Here is a 26,554-nt window from a genome sequence, read left to right on the forward strand (position 1 = left end):
ATAATTGCGCTACTACAGAATAGCACACAGATTAAACTGATTAAGCGGATTAATACTGATTTTTATTGTTGGGGTATAATTAGTCGTTTACCATTTCGTCTTTTCCGAGAACCGCGAGACCATCATAGAGGAAATAACATCGCCGTTCGCATTTAGTAAAGTAGCAATAGGGTCAACAAGAGTTCCTAAGATCATAGCAACCGGCAAAGCTTGCTCCATTGGTAATCCGTAAACGGTAATGGCCAAAACTTCTCCTATATAACCACCGTTCGGGATTCCGCCCTCAACAATCGACACGATTATCGTAATTCCTAATGCTAAAAGTATGGTTGACGGTGAAGTAAAATCTTTACCAAACATGGCAAAAAGAAATGTTATTTTTAAGATGGATGACATACTAGAACCGTCTTTGTGCAAAGGTGCCCCAAGTGGAATAACTAAATTCCTGACATGTTTTGGAATGCCCATTTTTTCGGCAGCGTCGAGGTTCGCCGGAATAGTCGCAATGCTGCTGCAGGTTCCAATTGCTGTTAATGAAGGTGTAATATTGTTGCTCCAAAAAACAATAAAAGCTCTCTTACCTCCGGCCAATAAAGCATATAAACTAAAAAAGACAAAAAAGTAAAAGATACAAGCTACGTAATAAACACCTAATGGTTTGGCATAAACTCCAAATAATTGTGGCCCATAATAACTAACCTGATACGCAAAATAAGCACCTAAACCTATTGGAGCCAATTTCATAATCATAGTTAGAAGCTGTTTCATGACTTCGTTTCCGGAATCCAAAAAACTTTTGAAAGCATTCCCTTTTTCTCCTGATTGCAAAGTTGCAAATCCTATTAAAAAGGAAAAAATAATGAGCGCCAACATACTTTTTCGGGACAACAATTCGTAGAAATCATTGGTCGTTAGTAATTGTGCTATTTGATCGCCAACACTCCCGGATTGGATATTCTCTAATGGAACTTTAGTAATGATAATATTTTCATGAATGGGAAAAAGATAAACCGCGATAATCATAACAATAGCCGAAATTAAAAGTGTCCCTAAAAACACTGCTATCATGATAACAAATAACTTTCCTAACTTTTCTGTTTTCTCTAAATTGGCAATTGAAGAAGTAATTGTAAAAAAAACAAGCGGAATAATCGCTGTAAAAAGCAAGTTTAAGAATATATCTCCAACAGGTTTTATAACGGCAACTTTCTCTTTAAAAACTAATCCGAAAATACTTCCTATTATGATTCCGCCCAAAAGCAGCAAGACACTGCTGTAACTTTTTAGAAAATTGATTTTTTTAACCTCCATAATTAAGCCGTATTAGAATTTGGAAATAGAAACCTGAAATAAAAATCAATTAAATTACTCAAAAAAAGAGTACTGAAATTATTTTTTTATGCCACTGATTAAAAGGATTTCAAATGATTTTTAATTCATGCGAAAGATGTGCATTTAGGCACTAAATATTGGTAGAAATAAGGAATTAAAAATAGATTTAGCGTGTCATAGGTACGCAATAGCCAAACATTTTAATCTCTTGATTCGCATTCATTATTATTTTTCTAAAACCAAAGTAGTAAAAGCTCTGTCGACCAATTCGCCTGTTTTACTTTTTACCTTTTCTGTTAAAGTCTCTTTGTTTATGATTTTGAACGATGATTTTCCTATAAGTTTTTCGGCTTTTTCAGTGCTATAAAGTTCGAATTCGAATTGAGTAAAAGGAAGTTGCTTCATAAAACTCTCTTCTGCAAAAGTGATGCATAAAATTCCTTTTGACTGCAAAACCCTGTAAATTTCAGAAAGCAATTTTTCAGGTTCCTGCCAAAAATAAATCGTGTTTACCGTAAATACTTTATTGAATGAATTATCTTCAAACGGAATTGTATTTCCGTCATAAATCGAGAAGAAAGCTTGTTTTTGAGAAACATAATTTCTGTTGATCTGGCGCGCTTCCTGAAACATTAACTCAGACATTTCAAGTCCGTAGTATTTAATATTTTCAGCTTGTTCAAAGATGAATTCAACGTGTCCAGCATTTCCGTGACCTAATTCCAGAATTTTATTTCCTGCTTCTATCTGTAGATTCTGAATCGAATGGCGCGTCATGTTGATGTTGGTTTCATTCATCATATTGCCCATTTCGATTCCTTTTTCTCCAGTTGGGTGTTTAAGCTGAGAAGCTATTGCTTGTAATTCTTCTTGTTTCATAACTTTAAAATTAAATTCCAATTAAAAAATTCCAAATTCCAATTATTCGCAAAGATGAAAATACTGGGAGGAACGAAGCAACCACACTATAACTTTCACGTATCTTTTGTCATTCCGAGGAACGAGGAATCTCCGCAAGAAGCTCGATAAAGATTGTCCGCTTTTCTGTGCGGAGTTACTTGCGGAGATTCCTCGTTCCTCGGAATGACAATATTATGTGCAATGACTAAAACATTAAAAACTTAAAAAAGATGGCTCGCAATCTGACGAATATTCTCAGATTTCCCCATTGAATAATAATGCAAAACAGGAACTCCGGCAGCTTTTAGTTCTAATGACTGTTGAATTGCCCATTCGATTCCTACTTGTCTGATTTCTGCATTATTCTTGCATTGATCTACGGCATGAATTAAATCTTCCGGCAAATCGATACGGAAAATTTGAGGTAAAACCTGTAAATGTCTTTGAACCGCGATTGGCTTAATTCCCGGAATAATAGGAATTGTGATACCCATTTCTCTGGCTTTTTCTACAAATTTGAAATATTTTGAGTTGTCGAAAAACATCTGCGTTACCACATAATCAGCTCCGGCATCTACTTTTTCTTTCAGTCTTTTTAAGTCCGATTGTAACGAAGGAGACTCTAAATGTTTCTCCGGATAACCTGCAACACCAATACAGAAATCAGCTTTGTTATCAATATCCATTACCTCATGAAGGTATTTTCCCTGATTCAATAAATTAATTTGTTGTACCAAATCGATTGCATAATTATTTCCTCCTGCTTTAGGGATAAAATATTGTTCGTCTTTCATGGCGTCACCACGTAAAGCCATGATATTATCGATTCCTAAATAATTACAATCTACCAGAAGATACTCGGTTTCTTCTTTCGTAAATCCTCCGCAAAGTACGTGAGGCACAGTATCTACATTGTATTTATGTTTTATAGAAGCGCAAATCCCTAGCGTTCCCGGACGCATACGAGTCAGTTTTTTATCTAAAAGTCCGTTGCCTTTATCAATATAAATGTACTCCTCGCGAGAAGTCGTTACATCAATAAACGGCGGTTTAAACTCCATCAACGGATCGATATTATCGTACAATTCCTGAATGCTTTTCCCCTTTTGAGGCGGAATAATTTCAAATGAGAATAATGTATTTCCTTTGGCGTTTTCTATATGTTGTGTTACTTTCATTTTTTAAGTTATGAGTTATGAGTTATGAATTTTGAGTTTTAGTTTCTGTAAAAAATCTGAAATCAAAAAACATAATCAAATATCTTTTTGTTTAAATGATGATTTAGAGTAAAATCTGAAATCTGAACTCTAAAATCAAAAATTAATTTAATCTGCTATATTAGGGTTTAACCATTTCATGGCGTAATCTGTTGGTACATTGCGTCGTTTGGCGTAATCTACCACCTGATCTTCTTTTATTTTTCCGAGTCCGAAATATTTACTTTTCGGATTTCCAAAGTAATATCCGGAAACCGAAGATGCCGGCCACATTGCCATACTTTCTGTTAAGGTTACTCCAATTTCATCGGCAACGTTTAAGAGCTTCCAAATCGTTGGTTTCTCTAAGTGATCCGGACAAGCAGGATATCCTGGCGCAGGACGAATTCCTTTGTAATTTTCTTCGATCAAATCTTCTGTCGAAAGTGATTCTTCGGCATCATAACCCCAGAAATCCTGACGTACTTTTTCGTGCAGATATTCGGCGAAAGCCTCAGCAAAACGATCTGCTAATGCTTTTACCATAATCGAATTATAATCATCTAAGTCTTTTTCGAACTCAGCTGCCCATTCGTCTACACCAAAACCGGTTGTTACACAAAATGCGCCCATATAATCTGTAATTCCACTGTCTTTTGGTAGAATAAAATCAGACAATGCTATGTTTGGTGCTCCTTTTGTTTTTTGTGATTGCTGACGAAGCGTTAAGAATTTCTCCAACACTTTTCCGTTTTCATCACGCAATTCGATATCGTCGTCGTCAATTTGGTTCGCAGGGAAAATGCCGTAAATTCCTTTAGCCGTTAGTTTTTTCTCTGCCAGAATCACTTTCAACATTTCCTGAGCATCAGCAAAAACAGAAGTTGCCTGTTCTCCAACAACCTCATCTGTTAAAATTGCCGGATATTTCCCGAACAATTCCCAGGTTCTAAAAAACGGAGTCCAGTCGATATAAGGAACCAAAACATCAAGATCTACTTCGATGATTTTTTTGCCAATAAACTTTGGTTTAGTCGGAGTATATTCGTCCCAATCCAATTGTAATTTGTTTTTGCGCGCTTGCTCGATCGTCAGGAAGTTTTTATCTCTCGAACGATTCAAAAACGTTTCTCTAAACGCATCGTATTCTGCCCGAATATCACTCGCATATATTTTACGGTTATGATCTAATAAGTTTCCTGCAACGGTAACGGCACGCGAAGCATCGTTTACGTGAATTACAGTTTCTCTATATTGAGGAGCGATTTTCACGGCAGTATGCGCGCGCGAAGTGGTTGCTCCACCAATCATAATCGGAATTTTAATTCCTTGTTTGTCTAATTCTTTTGCCAGATACACCATTTCGTCAAGCGAAGGTGTGATCAGTCCGCTTAAACCAATAATATCAACATTATGTTCAATGGCCGCAGCAATAATTTTTTCCGGAGGCACCATAACACCAAGATCTACAATCTCGTAGTTGTTACAAGCCAATACTACCGAAACAATATTTTTACCAATATCGTGAACGTCACCTTTTACAGTCGCCATCAAAATTTTTCCATTCCCTTGTTTGTCTCCGGCCTGTTTGCTGGCTTCAATGTACGGTAACAAATACGCAACGGCTTTTTTCATTACACGTGCCGATTTTACCACCTGAGGCAAGAACATTTTTCCGCTTCCAAATAAATCTCCCACGACATTCATTCCCGTCATCAAATTGATTTCGATAACTTCAATTGGTTTTACAGCGGCCAAACGCGCTTCTTCAACATCTTCTTCAATAAAAGCATCAACACCTTTTACCAATGAATGTGTAATACGCTCCTGAACCGTTCCTAAACGCCATTCCTGAATTGCTTTTTCATCACTTTTTACTTCGCCTTTTACGTTTTCAGCAAAATCCAAAAGTCGTTCTGTTGCATCGTCGCGTCTGTTTAGGATTACGTCTTCAACGTGTTCTAATAAGTCTTTTGGGATATCATCATAAATCGAAAGCATCTCCGGATTTACGATTCCCATCGTCATTCCGTTCTTGATTGCATGGTATAAAAATACCGAGTGCATCGCTTCACGAACGTGGTCATTTCCTCTAAAAGAAAACGAAACGTTACTTACTCCACCGCTAATATGCGCATGTGGCAAGTTATCCCTAACCCATTTTGTACCTCTAAAAAAGTCCAAAGCATTCAGGCGATGTTCTTCCATTCCGGTTGCAACGGGGAAAATATTCAAATCGAAAATAATATCTTGTGGCGGAAAACCAACTTTGTTAACCAAAATATCATACGAACGCTGACAGATTTCGACTCTTCGGTCAAAATTATCGGCCTGACCCACTTCGTCAAAAGCCATGATAATGGCCGCCGCTCCGTATCGTTTGATTAATTTGGCATGGTGAATAAAAGCTTCTTCGCCTTCTTTCAAAGAGATCGAGTTTACAACGCTTTTTCCTTGTACTACTTTAAGACCCGCTTCGATGATTTCCCATTTCGAGCTGTCGATCATAATCGGCACTCGGGAAATATCCGGTTCTGATGCAATTAAATTCAAAAATTTGGTCATTGCCTGAACACCATCAAGCATTCCTTCATCCATATTAATATCGATGATTTGTGCTCCACCTTCTACTTGTTGTCTTGCAATATCAAGTGCCTCGTCATATTTCTCTTCCTTGATTAAGCGAAGGAATTTTCGCGAACCCGTTACATTCGTACGCTCGCCAATGTTTACAAAAACACTTTCGGGCGTAATAATCAACGGTTCTAATCCTGCTAATACAAGGTCTCTTCTTTTTTCTGCCATTTCTTTTTAAGTTACTAAGATCCTGAGATTCTAAGGTTCTGAGTTTTTTTATTCTATTTTTTCTTTCCTGCAAGGTTTTCGAAACCTTGTAGGTATATTCGTTTTTAATAATCCTATTTTGGGCGTGCCCCAAGGGTCGGGCTATCCGTTACAAGTCCTCGCTCTTCCTTCGTCAGGCTGTGGGCTATCCACTTCTATCCCTCACGCGGTATCGGGTTCATCAGATATTTTTTGTCTTAACGATTTCAATTATCTTTTTTCAGATCTTACGTATTATATGTCGTTCCTACGTTGCTATAAACATTTCTTTCCTCCGGAACTTTTTTAGATTATTCATAAAAATAGTCCGACTTCGGCATTTTTTTTATTCCCTCTTTTTTATATAAAATTCCCCAAATCATATTATATAGATCTAAAAAAGGTTTTGCATTTTCATCATTCTTTTTGCTGGTAAAACCTGTGTCATAACTGACAAGTTTATTTTTGCCATTTGCCGTAATTAATATACTTTGCAAAAAACCAGGACTTCTGATTACAATATTCTTCTTATCATTGGGTTCAAATTTTGTCGGCATTTCAAAAAATTTGATTTTCAAAATGAACGAATAGATTTTTTCCTTTTCGTCCCTGGTTAGTTTTACTTTTATTATTTTTTCTTCTTTGACATATTTTCTATGAAAATTATTATTCTGAGAATCATAATAATCATTTCCTCCATTTTCAATTACAAAATAAAAATCAGTTGATACTTCTTCTCTAACTTTTGTCAAAGGTTTTCCACTGAAACCAAATAAGCCGAAAAGTACAAATACAACTATTATTATTTTAAATTGCTTCATCTCTATGGAAATTTATTATGCCAAAACAGGTGCCACACGTGGCTTATAATCCTTCGCTACTTCAGCAATTAATCTGATGTGATCCGGAGTAGTTCCGCAACAACCACCAATTATGTTGATTAAATTATCATCTAAATATTCCTTAATTAAAGCCTGAGTTTGTTCCGGCGTTTCATCATATTGTCCGAATGCGTTTGGTAATCCTGCATTTGGGTGCGCCGAGACATTGAACTGTGTATGCTGCGATAATGTTTTTAAATATGGTTTCAACAAATCGGCTCCAAGAGCGCAATTGAAACCAACACTCAATAACGGAATATGCGATACCGAAATCAAAAATGCTTCAACCGTTTGCCCAGAAAGTGTTCTTCCTGAAGCATCGGTAATGGTTCCTGAAACCATGATCGGGATATCCAGATTACGTTCGTCTTTTACTTCTTCGATTGCAAAAAGTGCTGCTTTAGCATTTAAGGTATCGAAAATGGTTTCTACTAACAATAAATCGCAACCTCCATCCATTAACGCCTCAACTTGTTGTTTGTAGGCAATGCGTAAATCATCAAATGTTACGGCTCTGTAACCTGGATCATTTACGTCTGGTGACATACTTGCCGTACGGTTTGTTGGCCCGATTGATCCTGCTACAAAACGTGGTTTGTCTGGGTTTTTAGCGGTGAATTCATCGGCTACTTCTCGTGCAATTTTAGCCGATTCGTAGTTTAATTCGTAAACCAAATCTTCCAGGAAATAGTCGGCCATACCGATCGTAGTTCCTGAAAAAGTATTGGTTTCTACGATGTCTGCGCCGGCTTCGTAATAAGCAGCGTGAACATCGCGAATTGCTTGTGGTTGTGTTATGGATAGTAAATCGTTGTTTCCTTTTAAGGGATGCGGGAAATCCTTGAAACGCTCTCCACGAAAATCTTCTTCGGAGAAATTATAGCGCTGCAACATTGTTCCCATTGCTCCGTCAAGGATTAGGATATTTTTTTTTATTGCTTCCTGAATTGTTATTGCCATGTCTTTTATCTTTTAGCTGCTAAGGTGCTGAGGCACTAAGATGCTAAGTTTTTTATTCTATTATAAACATACCTAACTGGTTTTGAAAACCTGTTAGAATACGTGTTTTGATTCACATTAATTCCAAAAAATCACTATTGTAAGCTAACTAGCCCCGATTAAGCCGGTATCCTCGCAGTGAAACGGAGAGATATAGGCGAAAGCGGGAACGATGACAGCAAAAAATGCGTCAATGATTCGCTCATAATACTGAATTCAGTAAAATAATATTGTATGGTTGTCAGGAAGAGTTTTGGGAAATACTTTATGTATTTGTGTTATCTATCTTAAATACTATGAATTTGTATTAAGTAGAATTTAGCACCTTCTTTAAGATAAAGGGTTGCTAAGGTTTCATCGGGTCTATCCCTCCGCCTTTCGTGATAACTTTCAATAATTTTAAGAACAGGGCAAAGGTATGAAATCAACATTCGATTTGCAAGTGTTTTTTTTAAGTTTCTGAGGGGCTAAGATTCTGAGGCTCTAAGGTTTTTTAAAAGGTGCTGAGATGATAAGGTTCTAAGTTTTAAAATCGACTTCTTTTTTTCAAATATAGCCCGCGGTTTCAACCGCCGGGAACGTATTGTGATAATTCGTTTGCGTTATAACCATATATATTGATTATGCGTTGTGTCTATATGTTGCGGGAATGCGATGTGTTTATACGTTGTGTTTATACGTTGTGTTTATACGTTGTGTTTATACGTTGTGTTCCAGTGGTTGAAACCACTGGCTATGTTTTATATATTTTATAAAAAATAAAGCCCAAACTTGATAACAAGTTTGAGCTTTGTATGTAAAAATCTTAGAATCTTAGTCCCTTAGAACCTTAGCAACTCAGATTAGATAATTGCTTTAACAACTGCTTTTGGCGCTTCTTTACGAGTTCCGTCGAAACCGTCTACTCCAGAAACTGTGGTATATTTCAATACGTATTTTTTACCTGGATTGATGATTTGGTACGCTGCCTGACACATCAAAGTTGCTTCGTGGAAACCACAAAGGATTAACTTCAATTTTCCTGGATAAGTGTTAACGTCTCCAATGGCGAAGATTCCAGGAATGTTGGTTTGGTAATCTAATGCATTGTTTACTTTAATAGCATTTTTCTCGATATCTAATCCCCAGTCTGCGATTGGTCCTAATTTTGGAGTCAATCCGAAAAGTGGAATAAAGAAATCCGTTTCGATTTTGCGGTGTGCTCCGTTTTCTTCGATATCTAACGATTCAACGTGCTCAGCACCATTAATTCCGATAACTTCTGCAGGTGTAATTAATTTAATTTTTCCTGCTGTTTTAAGTTCCTGTACTTTTTCTACAGAATCTAGAGCTCCTCTAAATTCGTTTCTACGGTGAATCAAAGTTACTTCTGAAGCTACATTTGCTAAGAAGATACTCCAGTCTAAAGCTGAATCTCCTCCTCCTGCAATTACAACTCTTTTGTCTCTGAATTTCTCCGGATTTTTGATGAAGTATTTTACTCCTTTATCTTCATAAAACTCGATATCTTCGATAAGTGGCTTGCGTGGCTCAAAACTTCCTAAACCTCCAGCAATAGCAATAACCGGTGCGTGAAATTTAGTTCCTTTGTTTGATGTTACAATAAAACTTCCGTCTTCTTGTTTTTCGATAGTTTCAGCTCTTTCTCCTAATGTGTAACCTGGCTCAAATTGTTTAATTTGCTCTTGTAGGTTATCAATTAAATCTCCTGCTAAAACTTCAGGAAAACCAGGAATATCATAGATAGGCTTTTTAGGGTACAATTCTGAAAGTTGTCCTCCTGCTTGTGGTAAAGCATCTAAAATATGACATTTTAATTTTAATAATCCTGCCTCGAAAACGGCAAATAAACCTGTTGGTCCTGCTCCAATTATAAGTATATCTGTTTTAATCATTATGTTGTTGTTTATAATCATTCTTAATAATACAAAGAAACGAATAATATATTCTAATGACAAATGATTTTTATCATTGATTTCTTTGTGAATCTTTTTTCATCGGGTTAAACCCGACGCTATAATATGAATCCGTTCCTCTGGAATCATCGGGTTAAAACCCGACGCTACAATATAAAACATTCCTCCTCCATCGGGTTGAAACCCGACGCTACAATATGAAACGTTCCTCCGGAACTCTTTTATTACTCTTTGTTTTTTAATGAAGCGGTAATCTCGTTCATCCTTTTAACCTTTTCTTCAAAATCACCTTTTAAGGTTCTTCTGTATTCGTTCAGGTTTTCTACCATTTTATTGATGTCTTCCGGAATCACTTCTTCGAAAAACTCCCGCAGCCTTTTGGCTGTTGTTGGCGATTTCCCGTTGGTCGAAATGGCAATTTTCACATTTCCTTTCGTTACGATTCCGCCCAGATAATAATCACATAAATCTGGTGTATCAGCAATATTGCATATCAAATAACGCTTTCGGGATAAATCGTATACCTTTTTGTTGACTTTTAGATCATCGGTACAAGCGATTACCATATGACGCTTTTTGAGCATTTTCTTTTTGAACTTCGATTCTGTCAATTTAATTGAAGGATGACTTTCGGCTAATACTTTAATTTCTAAATGAAAATCCGGCGCTACAACTTCAACATTTGCATTAGGGCTCGACTTTAATAAAAAAGAGAGCTTTTCTAGTCCCACATTTCCTCCACCCACAATCAGCACATTTAGATTATGAAGCTTTAGGAATATTGGATATAATTCGTTTTGTTCCATTTTAATTTAATTTCATCCAATCAAAATTAGATGATTTATTCTTAACAACATCAAAATAAATCCTGCATTCCCGGGTTGAAACCCGGCGCTACAATATGGATCGTTCCTACGGAACTTTATCTAACTATTTCTTTTGATAGAAATTCTTCGTAAAATCCTTTTAATTTATTGCTTTCGCGAACAACGTTTCCAAGAACAATAATTGCCGGTGAACTCAGTTGTCTTTGTTTTACAACTTCTAAAATTGAATCTACTGTTCCAACGCCTACTTTTTCATCAGAAGTTGTTCCGTTTTGAATAATCGCTACGGGCAAATCTCCTTTAGATTCTTTTTGAAACAAATCGATAATTTGAGGCAATTTGTGCATTCCCATCAAAATAACAACTGTTGCAGAAGATTGCGCCGCCAGTGCCACATCTGAAGATAATTTTCTATCAGAAGTTGTTCCGGTAATTGCCCAAAAGCTTTCTGAAACGCCTCTTTTAGTAATAGAAATTCCCTGACTTGCCGGAACTGCTACTACCGAAGATATTCCGGGAATTACAATTGTTTCGATTCCAAAGCTTTCTGCAAATTCAATTTCTTCGCTTCCGCGCCCGAAAATAAACGGATCACCACCTTTTAAACGCACTACATTTCCGTACGTTAATGCATTATCAACAATTAACTGATTGATTTGGTCTTGCGAGTAAGCGTGATTTCCTATTTTTTTTCCAACAAAAATTTTGATGGCATTTTTAGGAGCATGCGCTAATATTTCGTCATTGGCCAAGGCATCGTACAAAACCACATTCGCTTCAGCAAGGGCTTTTACGGCTTTCAGCGTAAGCAAATCCGGATCTCCGGGACCTGCACCAACTAAAGTTACTTTGGGTTTTATTGTATTATGCATTTGCTAATTCTTGAGCTCTGTATTTTTCTATGGTATCAAAAAATGAAATTCCTTGTTGAATATATGCTTTCGCAAATGCTTCGGTAGGCTCATTTTGATTGATTTGATATACCAATTCTCTAAATGTTGTTGGTAATTGAATTTTATCAGTTGCAATGAAAACAGTATCAAATAAATCTACAATTCCTGCATGATTATTTGTTTTTTCGTTTTCTGAAAGCAATAAAGCTTTGGCACCATTTACAAATCCTGCATAAGCATGATAAATTGCATCTGACCATTTTCCTTCGTCGAAAGATTCCTGAGCAAAAGTCAATTTATCTTTAGCCTCTAATAATAAAGTAGCTACTAAATCGATCACAACTCCAGCACATTCTCCTACTCCAACTGCTTTTACATAGTTATCTGCATTACCCCAATCTATAAAATCAGCTTCAGTTAAATTGGTTACGTCTGCGAAAGGTTTCAAAATTTCATAGAAATATTTCTCTCCTTTTAGATCATAATAATTAAGGAATTTTTCTCCGTTTGCATTCGCGTCAAAATCATTTAAGATGGTACGCAAAGCATCTGGTCCTCTACGGCTTGGAATTTTAATTACTTTGTCAGCAAAACGTCCGGCTCCGTTTCCTAATCTTCCTCCTCCTAATAAAACCTGCAATGCCGGAGCCACTAATTTTCCAGAATTGATAGACATTCCCTGAAAACCAATTGCAGACATATTGTGTTGCCCGCAAGCATTCATACAACCCGAAATTTTAATCTCGATTTCCTGATTGTTTAAATATTGTGGATATTCTGCGTTTAAAACTTTTTCTAATTCTTCTGCAATACCGGTACTACTTGCAATCCCCAAATTACAAGTATCTGTACCGGGACATGCCGTAATATCAGCTGTAGAATTATAACCTAAATCAACAAAGTTTAATTTGGCTAATTCCTGATAAAAGAAAGGAAGATTCTCTTCTTTTACGTGACGTATTACAATATTTTGACGCAATGAAAAACGTAGTTCATTTGCTGCGTAATTTTTAATTAAAGCGGCTAATAATCTTGCTTTATCAGTATAAAAATCTCCTAATAAAACTTTGATACCAATAGCGTAATAACCTGCTTGTTTTTGAGCAATTACATTCGATTTTTTCCAGGCTTCATAAGCTGCAGCATCTTCGATTGTAACTTCTGGAGCTTGCAATAATGGTTCTGCAATTGGTCCGTCAAAAGCGGTTGTGTCAATTTCGTAAGTTTCAAAAGCGATTGCTTTTTTCTCTTTTTCAACTAAATCAAGGAAAACATCTCTTCCCATTTCTTTGATTAAGAATTTCATACGCGCTTTCATTCTTTTTGCACGTTCACCGTAACGGTCAAAAATACGGATGATTCCTTCTGCTGTCGGGATGATTTCGTTTGCAGGAACAAATTCTGAAAGTAATTCAGCATGCGCCGGCTGAGATCCTAAACCTCCACCAAACATGATTTTGAATCCGCGAACGCCATCAACAATTTTCGGGATAAATCCTAAATCGTGCAAATAACTCAAAGCGGTATCTTCATCAGATGATGAGAACGAAATTTTGAATTTACGTCCCATTTCCTGACAAATCGGGTTTCTTAATAAATATTGAAATAAAGCGTGTGCATAAGGCGAAACATCAAATGGTTCGTTTACATCTACACCAGCCAATTCACTTCCTGTTATATTTCTTACGGTGTTACCACAAGCTTCACGCAAGGTAACATCATCTTTTGCTAAATTTGCCCAAAGCTCAGGAGTTCTGTCTAAACTTACATAGTGAATCTGAATGTCCTGACGCGTTGTAATGTGCAAACGTCCTGTAGAATATTCATCAGAAACTTTAGTAATACGCAGCAATTGTTCGCTGGTTACTTTACCGTAAGGCAACTTAATACGAATCATTTGAACGCCTTCCTGACGTTGTCCGTAAATTCCTCGCGCTAAACGAAGACTACGAAAACGCTCATCATCAATTTTTCCTCCACGGAATAAATGAATCTTTTTTTCTAAATCGATGATCTCTTTCTGAACGATCGGATTTTCTATTTCTGTTCTAAAACTTTCCATTTTCTTTTTGCTTTTGGCTCTTAGCTAATAGCTAACTTTAACTTTCTTACTTTGTGCTCAGGACTTACGTCTATTGCATTTTATCTAATAAATCCAACTCCAGCGGTGGTATTGGTTGCTGTATCAATTAAGATAAAAGCTCCGTTTGATTTATTATCGTTATAGGCATCAAAATATAAAGGTTTACTTAATTTAATGCTTACTTCTCCTATTTCATTTATGGCTAATTGCGATGCTTCTTTCGTACCTGAATAATCTGTAGAGATGGTATTTTTGATACTTTCTACTTTTGCCAAAACTGAATTTGTGTTGTGTTGTACAATATATTTTGTACCTGCAACCAGTTTTTTACTGTCCATCCAACAAACTGTTGTACTGATTTCTTTTTCAATTTTTGGAAGCTCTGATGATTTTACTATCATATCTCCTCTCGTAACATTGATATCATTTTCCAGTTCGATTGTAATTGAAGAACCTGCAACGGCTTCATCAAATGTTTTATCGAAAAAGTGAATTTTTGATACTTTTGATTCTGTTAAAGAAGGAAGAACTGTTACAGCATCTCCAACTTTAATTGAGTTTCCGTATAATTTTCCTGCGTAACCTCTAAAGTCATGGTATTCTTCTGTCTTTGGACGAATGACAGTCTGAACCGGGAAACGCGCTTTTCCTGCTTCAAAAACATCCGAAGAGTCTAATCCCTCTAAATGTTGCAAAACAGTTTGACCAGTGTACCAAGGCATATTCTCTGATTGATCAACTACGTTTCCGCCATTGATAGCACTTAACGGAATATAACTTACGTTTTGTTCTTTGAAAGTACTTTTAGCATTTAATGCCTGAAAATCAGCTTTGATTTTGTTGTATACTTCTTCAGAATAATCAACTAAATCCATTTTATTGATCGCAACAATTACCTCTTTTACTCTCAATAAATTATTGATAAAAAAGTGACGGTATGTTTGCTCAATTACGCCTTTTCTGGCATCAATTAAAATAATAGAAACCTGAGAAGTCGAAGCTCCTGTAACCATGTTTCTGGTATATTCTACGTGACCCGGAGTATCGGCAATAATGTAACTTTTCTTTGCAGTCGAAAAATAAATATGAGCAACATCAATAGTGATTCCTTGTTCTCTTTCTGCCACTAATCCGTCAGTTGCCAATGAAAAATCAAGATAGTCGTATCCTTTTTGTTTACTGCTTTTTTCGATTGCTTCTATTTTATCTGTAGTCAACGATTTCGTATCGTACAATAATCTTCCGATCAAAGTACTTTTTCCGTCATCTACACTTCCTGCTGTTGCTATTTTTAAAACTTCCATTCTAATATTTTTGTTTCAGGTTTAAATTTTTTGTTTCAGGTTTCAGGTTTAAAGTTGATTCCCTATGAACGAAAGTTTAAATCTGTATGTTTTTTTGTTTTTGAATTTACTGTAGAGATTTTTAATTTTTAATTTTTAATTCTAAATTTTTAATTGAATTAAAAGTATCCTTGTTGTTTTCTCTTTTCCATTGCAGCTTCAGAACGTTTATCGTCGATTCTGGCGCCTCTTTCAGAAATAGTTGATTCTCTGATTTCTCCAACAACTTCCTGAATTGTTGCAGCATAAGATTCAACAGCAGCAGTACAACTCATATCTCCAACGGTTCTGAAACGAACAATTCTTTCTTCGATTTGTTCGTCTTCTTCCTGGTACACATAAGGAGAATGCGACCAGATTAAACCGTCTCTCAAAAAAACTTTTCTTTTATGTGAAAAATAGATTGACGGAATTTCAATATGTTCTTTTTCGATATAACTCCAAACATCTAATTCTGTCCAGTTTGAAATTGGGAAAACACGAACGTTTTGACCATTTTCTATTTTTCCGTTCAAAATATCAAATAACTCAGGCCTTTGATTTTTTTCATCCCATTGACCAAAATCATCACGAACTGAAAAAATACGTTCCTTTGCTCTTGCTTTTTCTTCATCACGACGCGCACCACCAATACAAGCATCAAACTTAAATTCTTCGATAGCATCTAAAAGTGTTGTGGTCTGTAAACTGTTTCTACTAGAATATTTTCCAGTTTCTTCAACCACTTTTCCTTCATCAATAGCATCCTGAACATTACGAACAATTAACTCCAATCCTAATTCTTCTACCAATTTGTCTCTAAAAGCAATAGTTTCAGGGAAATTGTGTCCCGTATCAACATGCAAAAGAGGAAACGGAATCTTTGCCGGAAAAAATGCTTTTTGTGCCAAACGCACTAATGTTATAGAATCTTTTCCTCCAGAAAAAAGTAAAACAGGCTTGTCAAATTGTGAAATTACTTCTCTGAAAATGTATATCGCTTCACTCTCTAAAGCGTTTGTTTTTAATACTGAACTTGAACTCATTTGATATTTTGTTTAATGCTTGACAGTTTTTTTTTAGTTTTAGATCGCTGTGAGTTTAATCTAAAACCTATAAACTATCGTTATTCTGTGTTTTTTGTTTTTGTCTTTTTTCAACGAATTTTAATCCGTTGCTTTATTCTAAATAATCGCAATCTGACAATGCCATCGGATTAATAATCCCAAAGCCTCAGAACCACGCTATAATACGAATCTTCATTTCCCCCCGGATTAAAATCCGGCGCTACAATATAAATCGTTCCTCCGGAACTTTAAATCTATATTCTTGATTCTTTGCTCTTGATTCTATATTCTTTACTCTTTATTCTTTATTCTTTATTCTTTATTCTTTATTCTTTACTCTTTATTCTATACTCTTTATTCTATTCTAACTTCTTTACTCTTTCTTAGCACTATGCAAACCACACTCTTTATGGCTTGATTCCCACCACCATCTTCCGGCTCTTATATCTTCGCCAGGGAAAATTGCTCTTGTACAGGGCGCGCATCCTATGCTTACGAAGCCTTGTTTGTGTAAAGCATTTTGAGGAACATTGTTTTCTGATAAATACGTTTCAACTTCTTCTAAAGTCCATTTTAATAAAGGGTTGAATTTGATGATTTCGAAACCTCCATCGTATTCAAACAATTGCAAATCGTTTCTATTCTCAGATTGTTCAGCTCTTAAACCTGTAATCCAAACTGAGTTTCCGGATAAAGCTTTTCTCAACGGAACTACTTTTCGAATAAAACAGCATTCTTTTCTATTTTCAACCGAATCATAAAAGCTGTTTGGTCCTTTTTGTTGCAATAGATTTTCTACTGATGCCGCTTCTGGAAAGTAAACTTCTATTTGCTTTTTGTATTTTTTTAATGTTTTGTGAAAAACATCATAAGTCTCCTGAAATAATCTTCCGGTATCTAAGGTAAAAATGGTAATATTAGTATTACTTTTTGCAATAAAATCTGTAATTACCTGATCTTCCTGACCAAAAGAAGTCGAGAAAATTACTTTTCCCGGATATTCATTTGCTAAATAAACAAGTGTTTCATCCAGCGAAAAATCTTTTGTTTTATCTAATAATGATTGTATACTCGTCGCACTCATAATCTCTTTCTTTCCCTTTCTAAAAAACCTATTACAATAATTTAGATAATGTTTTTAAACTCAATAATATAATTAAAATTCCAACCGCAACCATCATAGGTTTTCTTTTGATTTTATTAACCAAATAAGCCCCAACCGGTGCCGCAATTACTCCTCCTAAAATTAATCCTATAATAACCTGCCAACCATGGATTCCTCCAAAAAGCATAAATGTTATTCCGCTTGCAAATGAAATAGCAAATTCTGCTGCATTTACAGAACCTATTGTATATCTGGGGTTCCTGCCACGTCCTAATAATGTAGACGTTACAATTGGCCCCCATCCGCCGCCGCCAACAGCATCCATAAAACCTCCAAAAGTCGCTAAATATCCTAGCTTTTTTGTTTTCTTTTTAACAATGGTTTTGGCTAATGCTTTTCTAATTATAATAATAGCTAAGACAATCATGTAAACCGCAATAAATGGCTTTATAACATCTCCGCTAATAACGTCAGACAATAAATAAGCTCCTGTAATCGAACCTAAAACTCCCGGAATTAATAAATGTTTTACCAGCTTTTTATTAATATTTCCGAATTTATGATGTGAAATCGCCGATGCGCCTGTTGTAAACATTTCTGCAACGTGAACTCCTGTGCTGCTAATTACCGGCGGAACTCCGTAAGCCAATAAAAACGAAGTGGAGGTTGCTCCGTAACCCATTCCTAATGTTCCATCTACCAACTGAGCAAAAACTCCAATAGCAAAAAATATTAAAAAGTCTGTGTCAAATCCGGAAACTAATCCCTCTATCGAAAATTCAGCATGATGCTTGTATATCAACGTAGATAACAAACCTACTAACAGAACTACGGGAATTACAACCCACAACTTTTCTTTTATTGATGCATCAGATCTAACATCATAACTATTAATTTTTAATTCTTTCTCCATATTACTGGCTTGTTTTAAGCTAGTAAATCTATTACCCTATCGGCTTAATAGATTACTATGCAAAATTAGTACTTATTTCTAAATATCAAAACATTATTTAATTTTTTTACAACTCTAATCCTCTTTTAGTTAAGCAAGCGGGAACTTTAAAAAATATAACAAATTTGCTTTCTAAGTTAAAAATCGTATCGACTTGTATTTCAATGATATAAAACGTTAAAAATATTCATTTACAAATATAGCATTTTAAAGTCTACCAAATCCATCGGATTATTATAAAATTGTTCTTATTTTTACAGCAAATTTTTATTCATGGATTTTCAGATAGGTCTTGTAATTGCAGGTTTAGCAGTAGGTTTTGTAGTGGGGTTGACAGGTGTTGGAGGCGGTTCTTTAATGACTCCTATTTTATTGTATTTTGGTATTCCCCCAACCACAGCCGTTGGAACCGATTTATTATATGCTGCTTTTACCAAAATGGGAGGCGTATTTGTACACCACAAAAAAGGCAACATCAATTGGAAAATTACAGGATGGCTTACTTTAGGAAGTGTTCCTGCAGCTTTACTAACGCTGTGGATACTAAACAGCATTAAAACAGATATTTCGACAATAAATGCAGTTATCAAATACAGTTTAGGCTGGGCATTGCTTTTTACATCAATTGCCATTTTATTCAAAAAGAAACTATTAGTATATTCTCAAAAACATGCGGGGGATAAATTTCACAGCGAAAGTCATACTCAAAACATGCTGACTATCGGGATTGGGGTATTATTGGGCGCAACCGTAACCTTAACGTCTATTGGTGCCGGAGCTTTAGGAACAGTTACTTTGTTTTTCTTATATCCGCTTTTACCAACGCCACGTTTGGTAGGAACCGAAATTGCTCACGCTGTTCCTCTAACTCTTGTTGCCGGAATTGGACATGCTTCAATGGGAAATTTAGATTTAGCCTTGTTAGGGCAATTATTATTAGGGTCGCTTCCGGGAATTTTTATGGGAAGTATGTTAAGCGGAAAAGTGCCTGATTTGTTTTTAAGAAACGCCATCGCAGTTATGCTTTTCTTAGCCGGATATAAATTGATTTTTTAATTTCTCCACTATATAAGTTATATAAGTTCATTTAATATAAGCTTATAAAACTACTTACATAAAGCAAAATTATATTGCCTTACATGAGTACTATGGTTTAAAATTTTCTTTAAAACGCAATATCTGCCAAAGAATTACTTTCTAATATTTTTAAAGTATTATCACGAACTTCCATCATTAAACGTCTTGCTGCACAAGTAGTTTCATCATCGCAATCATCGCATCTTTCATAAAAATTATGACTTGCACAAGGCAACAAAGCAATTGGACCTTCGAGAATACGGTACACTTTTGCCATACTGATATCTTTGGGATCTTTTATCAGATAATAGCCTCCTCCTTTTCCTTTCTTGGCTCCAAGAAAACCAGAATTTCTAAGCAGTAATAATATACTTTCTAAGAATTTAATCGAAATATGTTCACTTTTAGCAATTTCGGCAATCTGTACAGGTTCATTATTTTCACGTCTAGCCAAATAAGTTAAAGCCTTAATGCCGTATTTTGTTTTCTTTGAAAGCACTTATATATATTTTAGATTTTAGATTGTTGATTTTAGATTTCGTGCTAAAATAACAGCTAAATATTTTTCTGCAACAAAAATAAGCTTTTTGGATGAGAAAAATAACACAATGAAAAAGTAAGTTCTACTAAATTAGTATGGTTTAAATAAAAAACGATTTTAGACCGCATTTAATTTACAATCAAAAATCGTTATTACTGCAAAGATTTTAAAATATCATTACAAATTAAAGGTATATTATTTTCTATCAAATAGAGTTGATGACTATTAGCTTCGAGAATTTCATTATCTATATTCAAATCCAAAGACCATTTTGGGTTAGGTTTATTAGGATCTTTTGCTCCAAAATACAATTTGATAATACTATTAGGGATTTCAGTTTCGTATCGCAATCTTGTTGAAGAAACCGCAAATAAATGTGCAACATTCAACCCTTTTAAAGATGCATTCCAGGCAATTGTACCTCCAATACTAAATCCTAAAATAATTACTTTTTCTGTTTCCAATTGAAGCAAATTTTGAACTGCCTTATCAATTCCTCCGTTAAGAAACTGATTATGAATCTTACTTTCGATAAAATTATCAGAATCAATATTTGCCAACTCAAGAACATCATAATATTGAATCTCGAATTTAGATTTCAGTAAATCTGTGTAGATTTTAACCCATTCCGGATCTTTTCCTCCAAATAAGTCCGACAAAATCAGTAATCTTGGTTTAACCATATATAAGAAAGATTAGACTTTAGATATTAGATTTTGAAAATCTAATATCTAAAGTCATAAATCTAAAATTATCTAAGAAAGTGCCTGATCTAAATCGGCGATAATATCTTTTACCGTTTCCAGACCTACAGAAACACGCACTAAACCTTCTGTAATTCCAACAGCCAACTTTTCTTCAACAGATAATTTGCTGTGTGTTGTTGATGCAGGATGTGTTACGATCGTTTTTACGTCTCCAATATTTGCAGAAAGCGAACACAATTTAATTTTGTCCAGAAATTTTCTCCCAGCTTCAATTCCGCCTTTTATTTCAATCGCAATAATGTTACCGCCTAAAAGCATTTGTTTTTTGGCAATTTCATACTTTGGATGCGATTTTAAGAACGGATATTTAATACTCTCAACATTAGGATGATTTTCTAAAAACTCCGCCACTTTTAAGGCATTTTCGCAATGTTTGTCTACACGAACTGCTAAAGTCTCTAAACTTTTCGATAAAACCCAAGCGTTAAAGGGCGACATTGCCGGTCCTGTATTTCTTGAAAATAAATATATCTTACGAATTAATTCTGCATTTCCAACTGCAACTCCTCCTAAAACACGACCTTGTCCGTCGATTAATTTTGTCGCAGAATGAATCACTATGTCAGCACCGTATTTAATTGGCTGCTGAATATATGGCGTAGCAAAACAATTATCGATGATTAAAATCAAGTTGTGCTTTTTAGCAATTTGTCCCAATAATTCTAAATCAATTACATCTACACCAGGATTTGTTGGCGTTTCTGCATATAAAATTTTGGTATTAGGTTTAATAAATCCCTCTATCGTTTCCGGTTTATTAATATCAAAATAAGTTGTTTCGATATTCCATTTAGGAAAATAAGTCATAAACAACGCGTGTGTAGACCCAAAAACACTTCCCGCAGAAACAATGTGATCGCCTGACTCCAGCAATGCTGCAAAAGTCGAATATATCGCCGCCATTCCGGTTGCAAAAGCATAACCAGACTCAGCCCCTTCCATAGCGCAAACCTTATCTACAAACTCAGTTGTGTTTGGATTGCTAAAACGTGAATAGATATTACGTACTTTCTCTTCTGTAAAAGACGCTCTCATATCCTCGGCATCTTCAAATACAAAACTTGATGATAAATATAATGGAGTTGAATGTTCCTGAAATTGTGTTTTTTCTAAATGTGTACGGATGGCTTGTGTTTCAAAACCAAATTCTTGTTCGTTCATTTTTTTTTATTTAACACGAATTGCACTGATTAGCACTAATTCGTCAGTTTTTATAAATTTCACAGAGACTCGCAAAATAAACTCAGAGATTCACCAAAAATTTTTATGCGGTTTTTGCTACCATCAATAAAAGAATTATCTAATTTTCTAATTCTCAAATTGACTAATTAACTCATTTTCTAATTCTATAACGCTTCGTTGTTTAAAACAACTTTGTATTTGATGGTTGCTGTAGGCTCAACGGTTTTGGCAACTGAACAGTATTTCTCGAAAGAAAGCTGTGCTGCTTTTTTTGCTTTTTCAGGATTGATATCTCCTTCTAAATAAAAAACCACATTGATTTCTTTAAATGGTGTTGCTTCTCCAACTTTTACGCGTTCTCCTTCTACCTCAGCATTAAATGCCTTTATTTCCTGACGTTGTTTCTTTAATATCGAAATCATATCAATAGCGCTGCATCCTGCAACACCCATCAATACTAATTCCATTGGACTTGCACCTAAATCGCTTCCGCCAAATTCGGCTCTGCTATCAACATCAACTACATGACCACGCTCATTTTTGAGTTTAAAATGAAACGCGTCGTTTACTCTGTTTAAGGTTACTTTCATGTTTTTTGTTTTCCTAAGTTATTTGTCTTTTTTGTCTAATTTTCCCCAATATTCTAAAACCTGCTTTTTAGATTCTGCATCTAAAGATTTAAAATTAGGAGAAAATTTATCTGTTTTAAAATCATCAGAAACACTTGATTCGATCGTGTAAAACTGATCTTTTTGCGAAAAAATTAAATGAACTGATTGCTGTTTAAAATCAGCGTCATAAAGTCCGTAAATAAAAAGCGCATCAACACTCTTGTCTTTATTGTAATCTCCAAAAGCTTTTCTGCTTCCCCAGGCCGAAATGATTCCGCTATAATTTACTTCAAGAATAGATTTTACGATCCATTTATCATTGACTTTTGTAAACCGCTGAAAATACATTTTATCAGGATTGGCATTTTTTTCAATTTTAGAAAAAATAAATACGTTCTCCTCATTTCCAACAGCACTCACTTCATCTATCTGAATTGCCCTAACTCCTTTATACGGAAAAACTTCCTGTGTATAACTGTCTTTATTTCTAATGACATTTGAAATCTGAGCAGTCAAAATGTTCGAAAACAATAATAAAATCAGAACTTTTTTCATTCTTTAAATGTTTATTAATCGGATTTTAAAAATCTAAAATCTACACTCTAAAATCTAAAATTCTTTTACCCTTTATCCGACAATCTCAAAATATCTCCAAAAACTCCTCTCGCCGTTACTGCAGAACCAGCTCCTGCACCTTGTATTACAATTGGACGATCTCCGTAAGATTCTGTATAAATTTCGAAGAAAGAATCAGATCCTTTTAATCCGCCTAAAGCAGTGTCTGAAGGAACAGAAACTAATTTTACTTCCAGAATTCCTTTATCATTTTGTAAATCTCCTGACAATTCGCCAATATATCTTAATACGTGATTTGGTTTTTGATCGGCTTTTATTTTTTCATAAATAGGGTCGAATTCTTTTAGTTTCGTTAAGAAATCAGACACATTTCCGTCACGTAAATGTTCCGGAATCAAATTCTGAATTGAGATTTCTTCAAATTCATTTTGTAAATCAAGTTCTCTTGCCAAGATCAATAATTTTCTTCCCACATCATTTCCGCATAAATCCTCACGCGGGTCCGGTTCTGTATATCCGTTATCAATTGCTTCTTGCAGAATCTCACTAAACGGAGCGTCTTTTGCAGAGAAATTATTGAATAAATAACTTAATGTTCCGGAGAAAACACCTTTTATTTTTGTGATATTTTCGCCCGAAAGGTGCAATAATTTTATAGTATCAATTAATGGTAAACCGGCACCAACATTGGTTTCGTATAAATAATTTTTCTGATTTTCTGTCAAAGATTTTCTCAGTTTTTTATAAAAACCATAGCTTAATGTATTGGCGACTTTATTAGATGAAATCAGGTCGAAACTACTCTCGATCAACGAAATATAATTTTCTACAAAAGAGGCACTTGCTGTATTATCAATCGCAATTAAATTTTCTAAATGATGTTGGTTCGCGTAAGCAATTACATCATTGATGGTATATTCAAGACCGTCTTTTGCAATATCATTTTTCCAGTTTGAAGTTACGCCATTTTTGTTTAAAAGTAATTTCTTCGAATTGGCAATTGCAAAAACGTTCAACTTGATGTCTTTACGTTTTTCGATTGCAGCAGCCGATTCTAAAATCTGATTGATTAAAGTTCCGCCAACTAATCCGTGACCGAAAATGGCAATGTTGATTTTCTTTGAAACTCCAAAAATCTCTCCGTGAATTACATTTAACGCTTTATTAAGTTCTGATTTTTTAACCACCAAACTCACGTTTTTACCCGTAACGGTGTTGTTGAACAAAATTGGAACTATTTTATTTTTGATTAAAGCGGTGTAAGGCTTATGAAAAGTGCTCAAATCCTGACCAATAATCGAAATAACCGAAACATTATCTGTTACCGTAATTTGGTTTACATCTTTAGAATAAAAATCATTTTCAAACTCTTTTTCTAATTCGATCATGGCCGTTGTTGCTTTATCTGTAGCCACAACCAAGCCAATTCCTCTTTCTGAAGAACCTTGAGAAATGATACTTACACTAATATTATGATCGCCCATTACTTTGAAAATTCGGGCATCTACTCCAGATTTTCCTAATAATCCGCGTCCTTCAAGATTTACCAATGATAAATTCTCTAAAACCGAAAGTGTTTTGATTCCTTCTTTAGCTGAATCTGAAGTAATTAATGTGCCACGATTTTCATGATTGAAAGTATTTAAAATACGAAGCGGAATATTTTTTTCTAATAAAGGAATTATCGTTTTAGCATGCAAAATTGTTGCGCCAAAATTCGCTAATTCATTCGCTTCGTTAAACGAAAGAAATTCGATTTTTTTAGCATCAGCAACCAAATCAGGATTTGCTGTATAAATTCCGTCAACATGCGTGAAGTTCTGTAATTCTTCGGCATTCAAATAATTCGCGATTAATGATGCGGTATAATTACTACCGTTTCTGCCTAAAGTTGTTGTATCGTTATTGTTGTTTGAACCAATAAAACCCGTTACGATATTTACCGTTGAACCATTGTGTTCTTTGAAATAATTGACAACATTTTTCTTAGAAAGTTGTTCCAATGGTTGTGCATCACCAAATTTCGAATCGGTTTTTAGCAATTCTCTCGAATCAACAAAATTTGCCGGAACTCCTTTTTCTTTCAAAATCGAAGTCAGTAATTTAGCCGAAAGCAATTCGCCTTTAGACAAAATCTGATCTTTGATTTTGTTGCTATAATCACCAATTAGACTTACACCTTCAAAAAGTTTTTCTAAAATGGTAAATTCTTCGGATAAATCAACTTGTGGATAATCTGAAATTTGATATGTTTTAAAATTTTCGAATAGTGGTTTGTAATTTCCGTTTTTAGCGGCAAGTTTCAAAATGTATTCTAATTCATCTGTAGCATTTCCGCGGGCAGAAACTACAACTGCAATTTGTTCTCCTTGATTTACTTTATCAGAAATGATTGAAACTACTTTGTTAAGTCCTTCTCCGTTTGATAACGATTTGCCTCCAAATTTTAATATTTTCATTTTATTTTTCTATTGTTTCTGCCTTAAAAATATCGGCAAGTAAATGATCTAATTGTTTGTACTCGATTAAAAAAGCGTCATGTCCGTGAACCGAATCTATTTCGCTGTAAAAAACATTGTCTTTGAACTTCTTTAATTCCTGAAAAGTTTCGCGATTTTCTTTTGGTGTAAAAAACAAATCAGAGTTGATTCCGATAATATGAATCGCTGCATTTGTTCTGGACAATAAAGTTTCGAAATCGTCACTATTTCTGGTTATATCTATGGTTTTGAGCAATTGGTTCATCAGTTTATACGATGACAATTGGTATCTCTTTTGTAATTTCTCACCGTGATGCGCCAGCCAGCTTTCGATATTAAAAATAGAAAGCTTGTCGTTTATCGTACGTTGAAATTTTTCTTTGAATGATTCAGGAGAGCGGTAACACAACATGGCATGTATTCTGGCATCTTCTATAGGTCTCGAAGAATTGTTCAGTATTTGCTCTTGTAAATAACAATTAGCAATCATCCAGTCGGTCGATTTCCAGTCGGTGGCAATCGGGATTAAATTTTGAGTAATATTAGGTTCTAATGCAAGGATCTCCCAGGCAATTCCTCCGCCAACAGAACCTCCAATAATGGTGTGCAATTGGGCGATATTTAATGCCTCCACACCTTTTATAAAAATTCTGGCAATATCTCTTGTGGTGAAATCCTGATAGTTTTCTATTACAAACGAATCGTTTCCGTTTCCGGGAACGTCGAATGCTAATACGGTATATTTAAGGGTATCAATTGTTTTTTCGTCGCCAATTAAGTCATTCCACCAGCCATTTTCGCCAGTAACCTGAGCATTTCCGGTCAAAGCATGATTGACCAAAATTATAGGCGCGCTATGCAATGGTAAACCAGAAAGCGTAAAACTCAATGGCAATAATGGATATGATGCACCACTTTCTGTGATGAAATCTTGAATTATAATGGGACTTGGTATATTTTCCAATTTCAAATCTTTTTATTATTGATTTGTATGTGGAAATATTAGAAAGAAAGTACTAGAGTG

Annotated in this window: 22 protein-coding genes and 1 riboswitch; of the genes, 1 reads left to right on the forward strand and 21 read right to left on the reverse strand. The window is 35.0% G+C overall.

What is annotated here, in order from left to right; translation table 11 throughout:
• Positions 1–87: 87 nt before the first annotated feature.
• The 14 genes from ACIDC4_RS13490 to ACIDC4_RS13555 all read right to left on the reverse strand — a co-directional run bounded on the left by ACIDC4_RS13490 (position 88) and on the right by ACIDC4_RS13555 (position 18,257).
• Positions 88–1,311: a dicarboxylate/amino acid:cation symporter gene (locus ACIDC4_RS13490; RefSeq protein ID WP_412043125.1), complete on the reverse strand. Its 1,224-nt coding sequence runs from the start codon at positions 1,309–1,311 to the stop codon at positions 88–90.
• A gap of 246 nt (positions 1,312–1,557) precedes the next feature.
• The gene (locus tag ACIDC4_RS13495; RefSeq protein ID WP_412043124.1) at positions 1,558–2,211 is read right to left on the reverse strand and encodes a class I SAM-dependent methyltransferase; all 654 of its coding nucleotides are present in this window, start codon (positions 2,209–2,211) and stop codon (positions 1,558–1,560) included.
• Positions 2,212–2,453: 242 nt separating this feature from the next.
• Entirely contained in the window at positions 2,454–3,410 is a 957-nt protein-coding gene (gene metF, locus ACIDC4_RS13500) for a methylenetetrahydrofolate reductase [NAD(P)H] (RefSeq protein WP_230034952.1), read from the reverse strand.
• 147 nt (positions 3,411–3,557) lie between these two features.
• The gene (gene metH, locus ACIDC4_RS13505) at positions 3,558–6,233 is read right to left on the reverse strand and encodes a methionine synthase (protein WP_412043123.1); all 2,676 of its coding nucleotides are present in this window, start codon (positions 6,231–6,233) and stop codon (positions 3,558–3,560) included.
• A gap of 329 nt (positions 6,234–6,562) precedes the next feature.
• The gene (locus ACIDC4_RS13510) at positions 6,563–7,072 is read right to left on the reverse strand and encodes a hypothetical protein (RefSeq protein WP_412043122.1); all 510 of its coding nucleotides are present in this window, start codon (positions 7,070–7,072) and stop codon (positions 6,563–6,565) included.
• 15 nt (positions 7,073–7,087) lie between these two features.
• Positions 7,088–8,092 carry a homocysteine S-methyltransferase family protein gene (locus tag ACIDC4_RS13515; protein WP_412043121.1) on the reverse strand — a complete coding sequence of 335 codons (1,005 nt, stop codon included), beginning with the start codon at positions 8,090–8,092 and terminating at the stop codon, positions 7,088–7,090.
• A 314-nt stretch (positions 8,093–8,406) separates the two neighbouring features.
• A riboswitch (SAM riboswitch) is annotated at positions 8,407–8,521 on the reverse strand.
• Between the two features lie 452 nt (positions 8,522–8,973).
• Positions 8,974–10,026 carry an NAD(P)/FAD-dependent oxidoreductase gene (locus tag ACIDC4_RS13520; protein WP_412043120.1) on the reverse strand — a complete coding sequence of 351 codons (1,053 nt, stop codon included), beginning with the start codon at positions 10,024–10,026 and terminating at the stop codon, positions 8,974–8,976.
• A 245-nt stretch (positions 10,027–10,271) separates the two neighbouring features.
• On the reverse strand, positions 10,272–10,853 hold the full coding sequence (locus ACIDC4_RS13525) for a precorrin-2 dehydrogenase/sirohydrochlorin ferrochelatase family protein (RefSeq protein ID WP_078006280.1): 582 nt from the start codon (positions 10,851–10,853) through the stop codon (positions 10,272–10,274).
• Positions 10,854–10,969: 116 nt separating this feature from the next.
• The gene (gene cobA, locus ACIDC4_RS13530) at positions 10,970–11,746 is read right to left on the reverse strand and encodes a uroporphyrinogen-III C-methyltransferase (protein ID WP_412043119.1); all 777 of its coding nucleotides are present in this window, start codon (positions 11,744–11,746) and stop codon (positions 10,970–10,972) included.
• On the reverse strand, positions 11,739–13,829 hold the full coding sequence (locus ACIDC4_RS13535) for a nitrite reductase (RefSeq protein WP_412043118.1): 2,091 nt from the start codon (positions 13,827–13,829) through the stop codon (positions 11,739–11,741). Before ACIDC4_RS13535 ends, cobA begins: the two co-directional genes overlap by 8 nt.
• 80 nt (positions 13,830–13,909) lie before the next feature.
• Positions 13,910–15,154: a sulfate adenylyltransferase subunit 1 gene (locus ACIDC4_RS13540; protein ID WP_412043117.1), complete on the reverse strand. Its 1,245-nt coding sequence runs from the start codon at positions 15,152–15,154 to the stop codon at positions 13,910–13,912.
• 158 nt (positions 15,155–15,312) lie between these two features.
• Positions 15,313–16,218 carry a sulfate adenylyltransferase subunit CysD gene (gene cysD, locus ACIDC4_RS13545; protein ID WP_173970907.1) on the reverse strand — a complete coding sequence of 302 codons (906 nt, stop codon included), beginning with the start codon at positions 16,216–16,218 and terminating at the stop codon, positions 15,313–15,315.
• Between the two features lie 394 nt (positions 16,219–16,612).
• Entirely contained in the window at positions 16,613–17,323 is a 711-nt protein-coding gene (locus ACIDC4_RS13550) for a phosphoadenylyl-sulfate reductase (protein ID WP_412043116.1), read from the reverse strand.
• 31 nt (positions 17,324–17,354) lie between these two features.
• Complete coding sequence (locus tag ACIDC4_RS13555) at positions 17,355–18,257, reverse strand: sulfite exporter TauE/SafE family protein (RefSeq protein ID WP_412043115.1); 903 nt, start codon at positions 18,255–18,257, stop codon at positions 17,355–17,357.
• Positions 18,258–18,569: 312 nt separating this feature from the next.
• Between ACIDC4_RS13555 and ACIDC4_RS13560 the strand changes: the two genes are divergently transcribed.
• Positions 18,570–19,352, forward strand: coding sequence for a sulfite exporter TauE/SafE family protein (locus ACIDC4_RS13560; RefSeq protein WP_230034935.1), 783 nt, complete (start codon positions 18,570–18,572; stop codon positions 19,350–19,352).
• 109 nt (positions 19,353–19,461) lie between these two features.
• On the opposite strand, the gene ACIDC4_RS13565 is transcribed toward ACIDC4_RS13560, so the two are convergent.
• The 7 genes from ACIDC4_RS13565 to ACIDC4_RS13595 form a co-directional block, all read right to left on the reverse strand.
• Positions 19,462–19,872 carry an RrF2 family transcriptional regulator gene (locus ACIDC4_RS13565; protein WP_055097114.1) on the reverse strand — a complete coding sequence of 137 codons (411 nt, stop codon included), beginning with the start codon at positions 19,870–19,872 and terminating at the stop codon, positions 19,462–19,464.
• 194 nt (positions 19,873–20,066) lie between these two features.
• Positions 20,067–20,597: an alpha/beta hydrolase gene (locus ACIDC4_RS13570; RefSeq protein WP_412043114.1), complete on the reverse strand. Its 531-nt coding sequence runs from the start codon at positions 20,595–20,597 to the stop codon at positions 20,067–20,069.
• Positions 20,598–20,669: 72 nt separating this feature from the next.
• On the reverse strand, positions 20,670–21,842 hold the full coding sequence (locus tag ACIDC4_RS13575; protein ID WP_230034933.1) for a trans-sulfuration enzyme family protein: 1,173 nt from the start codon (positions 21,840–21,842) through the stop codon (positions 20,670–20,672).
• A 185-nt stretch (positions 21,843–22,027) separates the two neighbouring features.
• Positions 22,028–22,453 carry an OsmC family protein gene (locus ACIDC4_RS13580; protein WP_065449289.1) on the reverse strand — a complete coding sequence of 142 codons (426 nt, stop codon included), beginning with the start codon at positions 22,451–22,453 and terminating at the stop codon, positions 22,028–22,030.
• 18 nt (positions 22,454–22,471) lie between these two features.
• On the reverse strand, positions 22,472–23,029 hold the full coding sequence (locus ACIDC4_RS13585) for a hypothetical protein (RefSeq protein ID WP_412043113.1): 558 nt from the start codon (positions 23,027–23,029) through the stop codon (positions 22,472–22,474).
• A gap of 65 nt (positions 23,030–23,094) precedes the next feature.
• Entirely contained in the window at positions 23,095–25,509 is a 2,415-nt protein-coding gene (thrA, locus tag ACIDC4_RS13590; protein ID WP_412043112.1) for a bifunctional aspartate kinase/homoserine dehydrogenase I, read from the reverse strand.
• 1 nt (position 25,510) lies between these two features.
• Entirely contained in the window at positions 25,511–26,494 is a 984-nt protein-coding gene (locus tag ACIDC4_RS13595; RefSeq protein WP_412043111.1) for an alpha/beta fold hydrolase, read from the reverse strand.
• Between the last annotated feature and the right edge of the window lie 60 nt (positions 26,495–26,554).

The organism is Flavobacterium sp. C3NV (assembly GCF_046825355.2).
Taxonomy (GTDB): domain Bacteria; phylum Bacteroidota; class Bacteroidia; order Flavobacteriales; family Flavobacteriaceae; genus Flavobacterium.

What these genes read in the sequence shown, in the direction of transcription:
- ACIDC4_RS13490 (WP_412043125.1), bottom strand. Translation starts at nt 1,311, where the DNA reads ATGGAGGTTAAAAAAATCAATTTTCTAAAAAGTTACAGCAGTGTCTTG.
- thrA (WP_412043112.1), bottom strand. Translation starts at nt 25,509, where the DNA reads ATGAAAATATTAAAATTTGGAGGCAAATCGTTATCAAACGGAGAAGGA.
- ACIDC4_RS13525 (WP_078006280.1), bottom strand. Translation starts at nt 10,853, where the DNA reads ATGGAACAAAACGAATTATATCCAATATTCCTAAAGCTTCATAATCTA.
- ACIDC4_RS13575 (WP_230034933.1), bottom strand. Translation starts at nt 21,842, where the DNA reads ATGAACGAACAAGAATTTGGTTTTGAAACACAAGCCATCCGTACACAT.
- ACIDC4_RS13555 (WP_412043115.1), bottom strand. Translation starts at nt 18,257, where the DNA reads ATGGAGAAAGAATTAAAAATTAATAGTTATGATGTTAGATCTGATGCA.
- ACIDC4_RS13560 (WP_230034935.1), top strand. Translation starts at nt 18,570, where the DNA reads ATGGATTTTCAGATAGGTCTTGTAATTGCAGGTTTAGCAGTAGGTTTT.
- cobA (WP_412043119.1), bottom strand. Translation starts at nt 11,746, where the DNA reads ATGCATAATACAATAAAACCCAAAGTAACTTTAGTTGGTGCAGGTCCC.
- ACIDC4_RS13510 (WP_412043122.1), bottom strand. Translation starts at nt 7,072, where the DNA reads ATGAAGCAATTTAAAATAATAATAGTTGTATTTGTACTTTTCGGCTTA.
- cysD (WP_173970907.1), bottom strand. Translation starts at nt 16,218, where the DNA reads ATGAGTTCAAGTTCAGTATTAAAAACAAACGCTTTAGAGAGTGAAGCG.
- ACIDC4_RS13535 (WP_412043118.1), bottom strand. Translation starts at nt 13,829, where the DNA reads ATGGAAAGTTTTAGAACAGAAATAGAAAATCCGATCGTTCAGAAAGAG.
- ACIDC4_RS13540 (WP_412043117.1), bottom strand. Translation starts at nt 15,154, where the DNA reads ATGGAAGTTTTAAAAATAGCAACAGCAGGAAGTGTAGATGACGGAAAA.
- ACIDC4_RS13550 (WP_412043116.1), bottom strand. Translation starts at nt 17,323, where the DNA reads ATGAGTGCGACGAGTATACAATCATTATTAGATAAAACAAAAGATTTT.
- ACIDC4_RS13585 (WP_412043113.1), bottom strand. Translation starts at nt 23,029, where the DNA reads ATGAAAAAAGTTCTGATTTTATTATTGTTTTCGAACATTTTGACTGCT.
- ACIDC4_RS13515 (WP_412043121.1), bottom strand. Translation starts at nt 8,092, where the DNA reads ATGGCAATAACAATTCAGGAAGCAATAAAAAAAAATATCCTAATCCTT.
- metH (WP_412043123.1), bottom strand. Translation starts at nt 6,233, where the DNA reads ATGGCAGAAAAAAGAAGAGACCTTGTATTAGCAGGATTAGAACCGTTG.
- ACIDC4_RS13495 (WP_412043124.1), bottom strand. Translation starts at nt 2,211, where the DNA reads ATGAAACAAGAAGAATTACAAGCAATAGCTTCTCAGCTTAAACACCCA.
- metF (WP_230034952.1), bottom strand. Translation starts at nt 3,410, where the DNA reads ATGAAAGTAACACAACATATAGAAAACGCCAAAGGAAATACATTATTC.
- ACIDC4_RS13570 (WP_412043114.1), bottom strand. Translation starts at nt 20,597, where the DNA reads ATGGTTAAACCAAGATTACTGATTTTGTCGGACTTATTTGGAGGAAAA.
- ACIDC4_RS13580 (WP_065449289.1), bottom strand. Translation starts at nt 22,453, where the DNA reads ATGAAAGTAACCTTAAACAGAGTAAACGACGCGTTTCATTTTAAACTC.
- ACIDC4_RS13520 (WP_412043120.1), bottom strand. Translation starts at nt 10,026, where the DNA reads ATGATTAAAACAGATATACTTATAATTGGAGCAGGACCAACAGGTTTA.